This is a genomic window from Longitalea arenae, assembly GCF_016924755.1.
In the GTDB taxonomy this organism is placed as follows: Bacteria; Bacteroidota; Bacteroidia; order Chitinophagales; family Chitinophagaceae; genus Niastella; species Niastella arenae.
In genome coordinates this window covers 1-13,679 of record NZ_JAFFJX010000006.1, presented here as the reverse complement: position 1 = coordinate 13,679, position 13,679 = coordinate 1, and the positions used below count along the sequence as shown (strand labels likewise).

The following is a 13,679-nucleotide window of genomic DNA, read 5'->3' as shown; positions in this document are numbered from 1 at the left end:
AATGTCTGGTTATTACTTGCTGATAGTTATAGTTTGGTCGGTTTTCGTGATTCTTACATCCAACATGTTTTCCAGGGCTTTGAATAAGATTTGCTGATCATTTGAGGAAAGGGTGCCACCAAGGGTGCGGGACAATAAGCTGCTGTCTGTGACCTGTACGGAATAACCGTAATTATCTTCTATTAATTTAATGACCTCGCTCAATGGTGTGTTGTCAAATTTCAAGCGGTTCTCTTTCCATAAGGAGCAGTCGGCGGGGTTGGTTATAGCTTTTGAAAGTGTTTGGCTGTCTTTATTAAAACGGATAAGATCGCCAGGTAGCAGGTAAATGGGGGCAGGTCTTGTTTTCAGCTGCACTTTTACTTTACCGGTTTGCAGTACTACCTGTTCCTGGTTACGCCTGGTATTGATCGTAAAGGTGGTACCAAGCACTTCTACCTGCATGTTCTGTAAATGCACAAGAAAACGATCGGCTGCAACCACCGGGGTACCGGTTTTATTTTTGTGCACTACGTTGAACCAGGCTTCACCAGTGACCCATACTTCCCTGGGCGCATTCTTTTTAGGCCTGGGTTTGTATTTTATTTGAGAATTGGCATTCAACACAACCTGGCTGCCATCAGGCAATGTGAGGGTTCGTTTCTCTCCATAAGCCGTTCTTATCAAGACTTCATTTGAACGCAGGAATTGAAAAACGGTCAATCCGCCAGCGATGAGCAGCACTGCGGCCGCGGCCATCCACCAGGCAGCCCTTTTCATTCGCCTCAGTTTGGCGGAAGGAGCAACAGAAGCGGTGACCGCGTTCCAGATCCTTTGCTTTGTAGCGTTGGGCGCCTGCGTCTTTTGCACTTGCAGGGCCGCTGCCAGTTTGCGGGCACCGGCTATATTATCCGCCAGATGCGGATACGTGGTCACCAGTGTATGCCAGAAATTATCCCTGGCCTCATCTGGTTGCCTGATCCACAACAGGAAATCCTCATCCAAAAGGAAGTCGGAGATCGTGTACTGATAATATTTCGCGTATAAATTGACCATAGTAAAGCCGGATACAGGTTTAGGGTTATTAAATATAAAACGGTGCTGCCTGATCTTTTACCCCATGAACTTTGAAAAATATTTGATCAGCGGTATTATAATGCCTGATGGCATGAGCAAATGCCATGCTGTTCCCTTCAATTGCTCTTTGAGCGCGTCTATGGCCCTGGCCATCAGCTTATAGGTTCCTTTGGTAGTTAGGTCCATCATTTCGGCTACCTCGTCATAGGAAAAGCCTTCTATATATCGCAAAAAAATAGCTTCCCGCTGCCGCGGGGTAAGCGCATCGAGGGCGATCGTCAGGCGTCGCTGTAAGGAACGCTCCTCTTCCTTCAGGATCATATTTTTTTCCGGCGACAGGTCGAATACAAATAAGGTCTTACCGGCTTCATCTATATAACCGGTTTTATTTTTGCTTTTAAGCTTATCCAAAACAATTGATCTGAATGCTCTGAACAGATAATATTTTACCGAGGTGGTGGCGGAAAGGTTTTGCCTGGTGCGAAGCAGTTTTATAAAAAGATCCTGGATCGAATCTTCCGTTAAAGAAATGTCATTAAGCCATTTATTTCCATAGTTGTACAGCTCATCAAAATAGTGCCGGTAAATGATCTCCAGGCTTTTATCATCTCCTTTCCGAAAGGCATCCCACAGTTTTTGTTCCTCTATATGTTCGTTTTGGTTGTTGTGCATGAAACGGTAAAACTGGCCCAATATTAAAATAAAAATACAGTTTGCATAATTATTTGTTAAGCAGGACCCTTTGCTCAACGTAAAAATTGCTGCGTTGATCTGGGGTAAAAATCATAACTGCATCGTTTATTCTTATGGGGCTGCAAATTATAGTATCTGTATGCAACCAGGCATTTTTAAAATAACTATTACATGAGAATCAGGGTATTATTTAGCGTTTTGTTTTGCCTGGCCACCGTGGTGGCCACTGCACAGGGTAAATTGACCATTGTGCAGGGCGCCGTCAACAAAGAGCAGGTTCAATCGATCGTACTGTTTGATGTACAGCAAGGGGAAAAGCTGGAACTGGCCAGCAGCCGGGTACAAGATCATCGATTCGCTTTTGCCTTACCGGATCTTAAAAGCGGATTTTATTTCATCAGCGACCAGCATAGAAGAAATTTTATCCGGTTCTATTTAAAAGCCGGCGACAAATTTCAGATCATTATTAATGAAGATGGCTATGAGTTGACGCAGCCTACACCGGAGAACAAAATACTTAAAGAATGGATCAGCTATTCTTACCCGGTTACGCGCATGAGCGTGTTTCCCCGGAAAGATACAGCTACCTATGCCAGCTTTTTTCCTGCACTGAACGATTTCTTACCCAAGGCGGAAGCATTCAAGAAAAAGATCAATACACCGAATCCGGCTTTCAACGAGCTGTTAAAAAGATCGATCGATATTGATATTGAACATGCCGCATTGAAGTTTCTGTATACGCCGAACAGTGTGCATCCCGATAAGAAGGATATCATACCATATTATGCCGGTATCTACCAGCCCAATAAGTATGCGAATAATGCCGTATTGTACTCCGGTTATGGCGTTGATCTCATCAGGTTATATGCTACCTTTCTTTATACGAGGGTAAAAGATCCCGGAGCAACTACGAGGATGTCACTGCAGGAGATACTGGGTTATTTTGGCAATGATACTATCAGGGGCGTGATGGTGGAAAATCAACTGGCTGCTTACCGCTCGTTGGAGAAATTTAATGAGGAAATTGACCCGGTAAAAAAATACCTGGTAACCGATACCATGCAGGCAAGGTATGCGCGGGCGTTAAAAAAGCTGAGCACCTATAAAAAAGGTGATAAAGCATTTAATTTTTCTTACCCCGATGTGAATGGGAATCCGGTGAGTATGGCCAGTTTGAAAGGCAAAGTAGTATTGGTTGATGTGTGGGCTACCTGGTGTGGTCCCTGTAAAAAGGAGATCCCGCATCTGAAAAAGCTGGAGCAAGAGTTACGGGACAGGAATATCGCCTTTGTATCTATTTCGGTTGATGAAGAAAAGGACAAGGAGAAATGGAAAGATTTTGTAGCGAAAGAACAATTGGGAGGCATCCAGTTATATGCCAAAGGTTGGAGCGAGTTTACCAGGTATTACGACATCCACGGCATACCGCGTTTCTTGGTCTTCGACCAAGAAGGGAAAATTGTTACGGTTGATTCACCGCGGCCTTCCATGCCCGAATTAAAGGAACTATTACTGAGCACGCTCAATAAATAGAACTAATAAGTAAACAGGCATGCCCGGCACTGGTAGCATAGATACCGGTTCCGGGCATTTTTATTTTTTTCCGCTATTCTGTCCCCACGCTGGCCTTTCAATCGTTATATTGGAAACATCAAATTATACGATCATGAAAGAGTTTATGCTGATCTTCAGGAACAGTAATCCCGCTCCCGACACGCCCACACAAGAGCAGATGCAGGAAAGAATGAACTGGCTGGCTGGTATTGCAGCCCAAAACAAGCTGGTTGACAAAGGGAACCGCTTGTCGATGGGACAGGCCAAAACGGTGTTGCCAGACAATATTGTTACAGATGGGCCGTTCACGGAGATCAAGGAATTTATCAGGGGGTATATTGTTGTAAAAACGACAACTATTGATGAAGCCATTGAGCTTGCAAAGGGGAACCCGATTCTTAAAATGGGTGGCAGTGTAGAAGTGAGGGCCCTTTTGACACCTGGAGAAAACAATTAGTAAACATGGAGCCCATTGCGAATTCGCCTATTGCGCTTTTACCGCAACTTTTCAGGATGGAGTATTCCAAAATGACGGCTGTTTTATGCCGTCTTTTTGGCTTGAACGCTATTGAAATAGCCGAGGACATTGTGAGTGATACTTTTTTAAAAGCAACGGAAGTATGGAGTGTGAATGGCAAACCCGATAATCCTACTGCCTGGTTGTATACGGTTGCCAAGAATAAAACAAAAGATCATCTCAGGCGGGTGAACCTGTTTGAAACAAAGGTCAAAGAAACAATTCCCATATTCATCGGTAACAATGAATTCCAGATAGAACAGGAGTTTGATTTTACGCAGCAGGCCATTTCAGATAGCCAGCTGGCAATGATCTTTGCTGTTTGCCATCCGGTAAATGGCACCGAATCGCAGATATGTTTAGCCCTGCAGATCCTTTGCGGGTTCAGTATTGAGGAAATTGCCAATGCGTTCCTGGCAAAACCGGAAACCATTAAAAAGCGCTTGTTGAGGGCCAGGGCCAACCTGCGTACCGAGGAATTCAAATATGCCCTCACTCACCCTGTAGATGCTTCAGCTGCGCGACTGGAAGCCGTTTTGCGGGTTTTATACCTGTTGTTCAATGAAGGTTATTTTTCAAAAACAGATGATCATTTTATCAGGAAAGATCTTTGTTCTGAGGCTATCCGGTTAACCCTGGTTTTAACGGAACATACGGCGACGAATACCACGGAAACAAATGCCCTGCTTGCCCTGATGTGTTACCAGAGCTCCCGGCTCGATGCCAGGGCCGATGCAGCGGGAGAAGCGATCTTATTTGAGCAGCAGGATAAAAGTTTGTGGAGCAGGGAACTGATTGAGAAAGGAAACTATTACCTGGTAAATGCCTGTTCGGGCAATGCCGTCTCTAAATATCACCTCGAGGCCGGTATTGCATACTGGCATACGACGCCTACAGGTGATAAGAAATGGGAGCATATTTTACAGTTATACAATCAGCTGATCATTATGGAATATTCGCCGCTCACGGCGCTGAACAGGGCCTTTGCCATTGCGAAGGTGTATGGCCATGAGCAGGCCATAGAGGAAGTGCGGCAATTAAAGCTGGATGATTGCAACTATTATCATGCGCTGCTGGGGTATTTGTATGCAGCAACAGCCATTGATAAAGCGAAAATGCATTATGAGAAAGCGATCGACCTTACTACCTCTGTTTCGGAAAAGAATACACTGATGAAAGTATTGGAAGCCCTTAAAACAGAACGCCCGGGCTGATGTTGCGTTGGGTGTTCTTGGAGCTTACGCTTTTTTCGGTTTACCCAAATTGACCTTATAATTGTCAGGGGTGCCCGTGATGGTCAGGTTCATGAAGCGAATGCGTTTGTCCTTATCGCGGTATTCGATGGCGTCTACCTGGTCGGGATCTACTTCTTCCTGCTTTTTATTGAACAGCATGCGGAAGCCTACCTGGGTTACCATTTTGAGCGGAATGCGCACATAATACTGCATTTTCATATCGAGCGACTGAGAGCCCGAGAATTCCAGGAAGCCCAGGGAAGAGTTGATGTTCATGGTGGGAATGTTCAGGGTATTCTCTTTGAAAGTAAGCACATTGCGCAAGGTATCAAAGCGCACTTTCATCATGTTCTTGTCTTTGAAATAGGCCGACATGGCTGTCATGGGTGCAAAATTGATGAGTTCCCCATTATAGATGTTTATATCGAGCTGCGCCTGCGATTGATCGAGCATGGGGGTTAAGTCGGGATGCACCCGCATATACCCTTTTACCTGTCCGGTTATATGACCCCTGATATTTTTATTGATCACATAATCCTGGCCCAGGTAATCGAGCTTCAGCATCATTTTTTCAAGGTCTATATTGTCCACCTTGATGCGGCTTCTCAAATAGATCTTTTCCGGGTTATTGCCGTTGAAGTGCGCGCGGGCATCTATTTTTCCGCCAGCCATTTCAAGGTGCAGTGTGTCTAGGTAAAGGTGATGGTTCTCCAGCATGCGCACATTGCTGTTGATGTTTTTTATCCATAAACGGCGATACTTGACTTTACCGATGTTTACCGATGCATTGAAATCGAGGAATGGCACTTCAAAGATATTGAAGGCTTTGGCATGTACCGATGGTGAGGAAACCGTATGAACGGGCACAGGCGCTGGTTCGGCCATTGTATCTGCTCCCCGGCGGCGTCTGGGTTTCCGTTCTTCCATGGTCATGTCGAATTTGTAATTGGTGAGCTGGTCAACATCGAGGAAACGCGCATTGAACCGGAGGTAATTTTCCTTCATTCTGCGGGTGCTGTCTTTACCGGTGTACAGGCGCATGTTGATATCAAAATCACTGCGGCCAATCTTGCCTGTAAGGGTATCGATCTTGATGAAGTTTTCGGTGTTGAACTTCACATTGCCCTTGATACTGTCGAGCTGAAAAGCATGTTTGGTAAGGTGGCAGGAAACATTCGCTATTTTAACGTTGGCAAATTTGAATACAGAATCGTACCGCAGCATGGTCTTTGAACGCAGCCATACATTGGTAGCCACTTCATCGTGGAATGCTTTCGGTACTGATCTTCTGCTGCGGCGGCCCAGCAGGTCCCTCAGCGCCAACCGTTTTGATTTAAGGTCAAAGGCGATCTCGGTTCTGCCTTTTTTTATGTCGTTGAACCAGAGCGCATAGTTGTTCACGCGGCCACTGAACGCGATATCGGTACTATCGATAAGGCCGGCAAAATTCTTCAACCGCAGGGTAGTGTCGGCGATCGTTAGTTCTGCGCCAAAGTCATGAAAGGTATGCGGGTATCGTTTAAAGCCTGCGTTCAGATGTTCGATCTTCACAATGCCTTTCGGCAGCGGATTCGGATTCAGCAGTTCGCTGACGGATGTTTCCATTGACAGCCCTACATTAAAGCCATAGATCTCTTCTTTTCCCTTACGGTTCTTAGTGGTGTCGATATTAAACAGTTCGCGCAGGACCATCTTCCTGCTACGGGCGTTCAGGGTGGCGATCACCGGTTTGGTCTGGTGGTGGAAGATCGCAGGCAGATCGCTCAGGGAGCCATTCAGGTAGAAGTCTGACTGCCCGATCTTACATGCCAGTGAATCGAGGCGCACAAAGCCGTTCTTCATATTTGCATGGAGGTTCAGCTTTTCTATATTATATGGATAATTGGGAATGCGAAAAGTGAGGTTCTTTACCGTAAGCTCGCTTTGCGCCCCTTCGGTGAGCTTACCCATGGATTGTTCGGGCAAACTCATGTCTACCAGTTCTTTAAAATTCATTCTAAGGCTGATCTGGCCGGTGATCCGCTGCAGGTCTTTAATGCCGAGGAAGGCGCCGATGAATTCCAGTTCAAGATTGGAATTGATCTGCATAAGTATTTTCGGATTGTCGAAATCGCGCATGATGAAATTTCCGTCAAAAATACCCGTACCGGGTTTTGCATGGAGACCGAGCAGGCGTAATTCGGATGTTTTGGAACTCTTCCCTTCCCCATTGGTGTAATAGCCTTTAAAGGCCAGGGAATCGAGTTTTTTATCAGATTCGGTGTTATGCAGCCATGCTTTCGAACAGCCAAAAGAAAGGTCTATACGGGGCATTTGTCCGTTCGCCAGGCTGCCCTTCACAGTTCCTTCAAAGTTCACATGCCCATCATAGCGGAAATGCTTCAATTGTTTGGCAACCGATTCGGGCACGAAGGCAAACAATTGCTGCAGGTCGGGTTTGTCGCCGGCAAATTTGATATCAACAGCATTGTTATTAGGCTGCAGGCTGGCGGAACCAGTGATATTGAAAACGGCATCCTCTACTTTCAGTTTCCCGGTATTGATCGTAAGTAATTCAGTGTTTTTTTCATATATGACCGCAAGATCTGTTTGCAGGTGTTTTTGGCGGAACAGGGTTGTATTGCCTGGGCTCGTATAATCAACGGTGAATTTACCGCTGAGGCTGGCATTTATCTTGAGGCTGTCATTCTGCAGGGAAGATTGGATGCGTTCTATTTGCGTAACGAAATGGCGGCCGCTTGGCTTGTCGAGGTATGAGATCGCCATGTTACGCAGCACGATCTTTTTGATATCCAGTTTCAGGGTCGACTCTGAAGTGTCAATGGCAGTGGTGGTGTCGCTGGTAATGCGGCTGGCCTCTACTATGTTCACCTGGCCGTTCTTCTCTGTAACTGCGTCAAGGTGTCCGTTCTTCATGCCGATCACCTTTACTTTGTAATTTTGATTGAGTATGTCTTTCAGACTAAACCCTGCGAACATCCTTTCTGCCTGAATGAGGGGTTTTTCTGTGGTGCTTTTGCCGGCATAAAGGCGCACATTGTTCAGCCGGACGGAGATATATGGGAAATTCTCAAATAAAGAAATTTTGCTGCTCTCGACGGAGATGGTGCCAGACAGTTTTTTATTGAATTCTTTGACGGCCAGTTTCACCAGTCTTGATTGCTGGGTAACGAGGATGGTAAATGCCGTTGCTACTAACAACACCAGGATGATAACCGGGATCAAGAGAAAGCGAATAAGCCTTTTTCGCGTCTTGCTTTTCATGGACAAATTGGTTTGGGGGTTCTTCAGGCCATAAAGGCAATGCCGGTGCAAAAATAACTGCTGAATACTTAAAAAAATACAAAGCTTTACACTGAACGGCCCGTTTCAGCATAAAGCTCTGTTCTTAACGAATTATTGGGTAATAAAGTATGTGATGACGCTGGTTGCCTGGTAGATTATTTGAGGCTGTTCGTCATGAAATATGCAGGGAATGGCGATGCAAGGTCAGTTATCAGCCACTTGTTTGAATTAAACCGATCGGCGACGGATTATTTCCAGGGGCACCAGATAACACCGTCTTTATTGTCATCTCCTCTTAATATAAAAGAAAGTTCAAATGTCTTGGGTTTTTGCTCCGCCTCGCTGAGTTTGGAAACAGTAATATCATAGGATAATCCAAATTGCATGCTTTTATAGCGTAAACCAACGTATGGGATGACCGCGTTTTTCGACCAGTACCACAGGCCGAGGTATAAGATCTGATCTTCGCCCGTTTCATTTATGAAAAAGCCAAGAGCGCCACCTACGGAGAAATAACTCGCTTTTGATTGTTCCTGGTAAATGCCATTGGTATTGAGCAGCATATAATCATTGAGGTAGGTTTCGAAATTGGCGTGGGCCACCTTGCGCATAGCCAGGTATTTATTGGGATCGTCGAGCACTGTTTGCCGGGGCCTGTTCAAATGGAACACCGCAATGCCTGCGTCGAAGTTGCTTCTATCATTGGTGTAACTGTAGGTAAGGCCGGCGCTGGAAGAAATATAGGGTTTCATATTGGTAAGGGCGGCTTCGCCGGAAGGCAAATTGGTATTGAACCCGTTGCCGGTGAATTGTTCGGGATAAACGAGGCGGTGAAATTCAATGCGCTTGCTGGCAACAATGCCCCCCACTCCTATTCCCAACCGATGATCGCCCAGATTATCTGATAAAGTAATATTGTATGAAACATTCAATGAGCCATATACGCTTTTATGAATGCCCGACATAGCATAGTCGTACATGAGCATGCCACCCAGCCCAAGTACACTGGTTTCAGGCAGTTTGTATTTCATGATCTTGCTATCAAATGAAACGGTTCCGGTAGTGTAAGGGCTGGCCGGACCGATCCACTGATCCCTGAAGTTGGTGACCATCCGCCATTTGCTGTTAATATTGGCCGTTAGTCCCGGATTGATATTTAAAGGCGAAGCAAAGAACTGAGAAAAGCTTGGATCCTGGGCCCATGTGAAACCAGGGATCAACATCCACAAAATGATCAGTTTGCAATTTCTTGGTTTCATAACGCAAATTTTTTATCGTAACAACATTGCATTACCTGCTTTTTTGAATACGGTACCATCGTTTCCTACCGCTTCCACCGTCCATGTATAGGTGTCCATAACCTGCTGCACCCCTTTGTAAATGCCATCCCAGCCTTTGCCTAATTCTTTTGTTTCGAATACGAGCTCACCCCATCTGTTGAAGACCCGGAAATACCGCAGTTCAACGATGTTCACCGTGAATGGGAACAGGAGATCATTGTGACCGTCTTTATTATGTGGCGACCAGGCTGTGGGCACCCAGAGGTTAGGCGGTTCATTGGCCTGGGTGCGGGCAGTAACTTTTACGGTTTGGGTGTCTACGACTATACAACCACCGTCGGATGTCATATAGATGAGGTAATCCATCCGCTGCGAATAATTAAACACAGGGCTTATTACATCACTCTTGCTCAGGCCAATGGAGGGGGTCCATTTGTAAGCGTAATGGCTTCCCAGATCACGGGCTCTTAATGGTGTCGGCTGGTTAACACCGGTTAATACTTCATTATACCGGATACCAGCCGGCGCCGGGATCATGTTGACAGTAGCAGATGCATTTACTGCAGTATTTGTACAAACAGCATCCGAAACGCTGGTTACGGTGTAGGTGGTGTTACTTGTTGGTGATATTTCGATCTCATAAACCGATGTCATTATATTATGTAAGGTATAGGTCGAAGTGCCATCCGTATATGTTACACCAAATGGTGCCTGGCCGGATAATGTAATGGTTAATTTTCCTTTAATGCCCGGACAAATATCACTGGTTCTTATGGAGGCCGTTGGCGCCCGGTTCAATTGAACAGCGATCGATTGAATGCTTGAGCAGCCTGCAGCATTGGTGGCTTTGATATAGTAGATACCATTATTACTTACTGCATTCGGTGCAGACAGCGGTCTGGTAGCGGCGGGATCTGTAAAATAGGAGAAGCTGAGACCAGGATCGCTACCGGCGGTAATAGCTGCAGCCGTAAGGTCGATACTTTGTTTACATTCGGCGGCTGGATTATTTACTTTCAAATTGGGTGAAGGCAGCAGGGTAAGGTTTGTTATTATGGTGCTATCACATCCTGCCTGGTTCTTATAGGTAGCTGTGTAAACGCCACTTGCGGTAGCTATAGTGCCATTGGGTAATTGGTAAGAAGGTTGGCAAGTGGAGATATTTTCAGTTCTCGAGATTGATGGACTTACATTCAATATTAATGAGATAATAGAATCGCAACCGGCAACGCTGCTAAGCGTGTCTTTATATGTGCCGGCGGCGGTATATTGGTTTCCGTTCCAGGTATAAGGTAGCTGGCTTGGACAGATGGTTATTGTTTGTTCAGTGCTGAGTGTTGGGTTTACGGTTAAAATGAAGGTGGCAATGGAGTCACAGCCAGCAGAGCTGGTGTGTGTGACCTGATAGGTGCCAGCGGCGGTGATATTGATGCCGTTCCAACTATATGGTAGTTGGTTGGTGCAGATAGTGGCTGTGGTGGTGTCTCTGAGCACGGTGTTTACGGTCAGGATGAGGTTGGTGATCGAGTCGCAACCTGCCCTACTGGTCAGCGTATCTCTGTAAATGCCAGCGGCAGTAATGTTAATGCCGTTCCAACGATATGGTAATTGGTTGGTGCAGATGGTGGCTGTGGTGGTGTCTCTGAGAACGCTATTGACAGTAAGAATTAAATTAATTATGGAGTCACAACCAGCTCTGCTGGTGAGTGTGTCTCTGTAAGTGCCAGCGGCGGTAATGTTAGTGCCGTTCCAACGATATGGTAGCTGGTTGGCACAGATGGTCTCTCTGGTGGTGTCTCTGAGAACGGAATTTACAGTTAATATTAAATTGATGATCGAGTCGCACCCTGCCCTGGTAATGAGCGTGTCTCTGTAAGTGCCAGCGGCAGTGACATTGATACCATTCCAGCGATATGGTAATTGGTTGGTGCAGACTGTAGCCCTAGTGGTATCTCTGAGAATCGAATTTACAGTTAATATTAAGTTGGTGATCGAGTCACAACCTGCCCTGCTTATCAGCGTATCTCTGTAAGTGCCAGCGGCAGTAATGTTAATGCCATTCCAGCGATATGGTAATTGGTTGGTGCAGATGGTGGCTGTGGTGGTGTCTCTGAGCACGGTGTTTACGGTCAGGATCAGGTTGGTGATGGAGTCGCAACCGGCAGTGTTTATGAGTGTGTCGCTATAGGAGCCTGCTGCGGTGATGTTGAGACCGTTCCAATTGTATGGTAATTGGTTGGTGCAGATAGTGGCTGTGATGGTGTCTCTTAGCACGTTGTTTACGGTCAGGATGAGGTTGGTGATGGAATCACAACCGGCTATGCTGGTGAGTGTGTCGCTATAAGTGCCGGCAGCAGTAATGTTGAGGCCATTCCAGCGATATGGCAATTGGTTGGTGCAGATGGTGGCTGTGATGGTGTCTCTGAGAACGCTGTTGACAGTCAGGATGAGGTTGATGATGGAGTCACAACCTGCTCTGCTTGTGAGCGTGTCTCTGTAAGTGCCCGCGGCGGTAATGTTGATGCCATTCCAGCGGTATGGTAATTGGTTTGTGCAGATGGTGGCTGTGATGGTGTCTCTGAGAACTGTGTTTACAGTCAGGATGAGGTTGGTGATGGAGTCACAACCTGCCCTGCTTATCAGCGTATCTCTGTAAGTGCCAGCGGCGGTAATGTTGATGCCATTCCAACGATATGGCAATTGGTTGGTGCAGATGGTGGCTGTGGTGGTGTCTCTGAGCACGGTGTTTACGGTCAGGATCAGGTTGGTGATGGAGTCACAACCTGCCCTGCTTATCAGCGTATCTCTGTAAGTGCCGGCGGCGGTAATGTTGATGCCATTCCAACGATATGGCAATTGGTTGGTACAGATGGTGGCTGTGGTGGTGTCTCTGAGAACCGTGTTGACGGTCAGGATGAGGTTGATGATCGAGTCGCAACCGGCAGTGTTTATGAGTGTGTCGCTATAGGAGCCTGCTGCGGTGATGTTGAGACCGTTCCAATTAAATGGTAATTGGTTGGTGCAGATAGTGGCTGTGATGGTGTCTCTTAGCACGTTGTTTACGGTCAGGATGAGGTTGGTGATGGAATCACAACCGGCTATGCTGGTGAGTGTGTCGCTATAGGAGCCTGCTGCGGTGATGTTGAGACCGTTCCAATTAAATGGTAATTGGTTGGTGCAGATGGTGGCTGTGATGGTGTCTCTGAGAACGCTGTTGACAGTCAGGATGAGGTTGATGATGGAGTCACAACCTGCTCTGCTTGTGAGCGTGTCTCTGTAAGTGCCCGCGGCGGTAATGTTGATGCCATTCCAGCGGTATGGTAATTGGTTGGTGCAGATGGTGGCTGTGGTGGTGTCTCTGAGAATAGAATTGACAGTTAATATTAAGTTGATGATGGAGTCACAACCTGCTCTGCTTGTCAGCGTATCTCTGTAAGTGCCAGTTGCGGTGATATTAATGCCATTCCAGCGGTATGGTAACTGGTTGGTACAGATGGTTGCTCTTGTTGTGTCTCTGAGCACGGTGTTTACGGTCAGGATCAGGTTGGTGATCGAGTCACAACCTGCCCTGCTTATCAGCGTATCTCTATAAGTGCCAGCGGCGGTGATGTTAATGCCATTCCAACGGTATGGTAACTGGTTCGTACAGACGGTAGCCCTAGTGGTGTCTCTGAGAACGCTATTGACGGTAAGAATTAAATTAATTATGGAATCACAACCAGCTCTGCTTGTCAGCGTGTCTCTATAAGTGCCCGCGGCTGTGATATTGATGCCGTTCCAGCGGTATGGTAACTGGTTCGTACAGATAGTTGCTCTGGTGGTATCTCTGAGCACAGAGTTCACAGATAGAATGAGGTTAATGATCGAGTCACAACCTGCTCTGCTTACCAGCGTATCTCTGTACGTGCCAGCGGCGGTAATGTTAGTGCCGTTCCAACGATATGGGAGCTGGTTGGTACAAATGGTAGCTCTGGTGGTATCTCTGAGCACAGAGTTCACAGATAGAATGAGGTTAATGATCGAGTCACAACCTGCTCTGCTTACCAGCGTATCTCTGTA

General features: G+C 46.4%; 8 protein-coding genes. 3 read left to right on the top strand and 5 right to left on the bottom strand.

Going from position 1 to position 13,679, the window contains the following annotated elements:
* Positions 1 to 12: 12 nt before the first annotated feature.
* Both JT717_RS14805 and JT717_RS14800 read right to left on the bottom strand, forming a co-directional pair.
* Complete coding sequence (locus JT717_RS14805) at positions 13 to 1,035, bottom strand: FecR family protein (protein ID WP_205511271.1); 1,023 nt, start codon at positions 1,033 to 1,035, stop codon at positions 13 to 15.
* A gap of 57 nt (positions 1,036 to 1,092) precedes the next feature.
* Positions 1,093 to 1,728 carry an RNA polymerase sigma factor gene (locus JT717_RS14800; protein ID WP_205511270.1) on the bottom strand — a complete coding sequence of 212 codons (636 nt, stop codon included), beginning with the start codon at positions 1,726 to 1,728 and terminating at the stop codon, positions 1,093 to 1,095.
* Positions 1,729 to 1,920: 192 nt separating this feature from the next.
* Between JT717_RS14800 and JT717_RS14795 the strand changes: the two genes are divergently transcribed.
* From JT717_RS14795 to JT717_RS14785, 3 genes are all read left to right on the top strand, one after another.
* Positions 1,921 to 3,282: a TlpA family protein disulfide reductase gene (locus JT717_RS14795; RefSeq protein ID WP_205511269.1), complete on the top strand. Its 1,362-nt coding sequence runs from the start codon at positions 1,921 to 1,923 to the stop codon at positions 3,280 to 3,282.
* Positions 3,283 to 3,415: 133 nt separating this feature from the next.
* Positions 3,416 to 3,760: a YciI family protein gene (locus JT717_RS14790; RefSeq protein ID WP_205511268.1), complete on the top strand. Its 345-nt coding sequence runs from the start codon at positions 3,416 to 3,418 to the stop codon at positions 3,758 to 3,760.
* A 5-nt stretch (positions 3,761 to 3,765) separates the two neighbouring features.
* Entirely contained in the window at positions 3,766 to 5,034 is a 1,269-nt protein-coding gene (locus JT717_RS14785; RefSeq protein ID WP_205511267.1) for an RNA polymerase sigma factor, read from the top strand.
* Between the two features lie 24 nt (positions 5,035 to 5,058).
* On the opposite strand, the gene JT717_RS14780 is transcribed toward JT717_RS14785, so the two are convergent.
* The 3 genes from JT717_RS14780 to JT717_RS14770 form a co-directional block, all read right to left on the bottom strand.
* Positions 5,059 to 8,319: an AsmA family protein gene (locus JT717_RS14780; RefSeq protein ID WP_205511266.1), complete on the bottom strand. Its 3,261-nt coding sequence runs from the start codon at positions 8,317 to 8,319 to the stop codon at positions 5,059 to 5,061.
* 269 nt (positions 8,320 to 8,588) lie between these two features.
* Complete coding sequence (locus JT717_RS14775) at positions 8,589 to 9,599, bottom strand: PorP/SprF family type IX secretion system membrane protein (protein WP_205511265.1); 1,011 nt, start codon at positions 9,597 to 9,599, stop codon at positions 8,589 to 8,591.
* Between the two features lie 12 nt (positions 9,600 to 9,611).
* Positions 9,612 to 13,679 (bottom strand): T9SS type B sorting domain-containing protein (locus tag JT717_RS14770; protein WP_205511264.1); only part of this gene is annotated, 4,068 nt, incomplete at its 5' end.

Bases quoted from the DNA above. Each gene is read 5' to 3' on its own strand.
- JT717_RS14805 (WP_205511271.1), bottom strand. From the start codon at position 1,035: ATGGTCAATTTATACGCGAAATATTATCAGTACACGATCTCCGACTTC.
- JT717_RS14800 (WP_205511270.1), bottom strand. From the start codon at position 1,728: ATGCACAACAACCAAAACGAACATATAGAGGAACAAAAACTGTGGGAT.
- JT717_RS14795 (WP_205511269.1), top strand. From the start codon at position 1,921: ATGAGAATCAGGGTATTATTTAGCGTTTTGTTTTGCCTGGCCACCGTG.
- JT717_RS14790 (WP_205511268.1), top strand. From the start codon at position 3,416: ATGAAAGAGTTTATGCTGATCTTCAGGAACAGTAATCCCGCTCCCGAC.
- JT717_RS14785 (WP_205511267.1), top strand. From the start codon at position 3,766: ATGGAGCCCATTGCGAATTCGCCTATTGCGCTTTTACCGCAACTTTTC.
- JT717_RS14780 (WP_205511266.1), bottom strand. From the start codon at position 8,319: ATGAAAAGCAAGACGCGAAAAAGGCTTATTCGCTTTCTCTTGATCCCG.
- JT717_RS14775 (WP_205511265.1), bottom strand. From the start codon at position 9,599: ATGAAACCAAGAAATTGCAAACTGATCATTTTGTGGATGTTGATCCCT.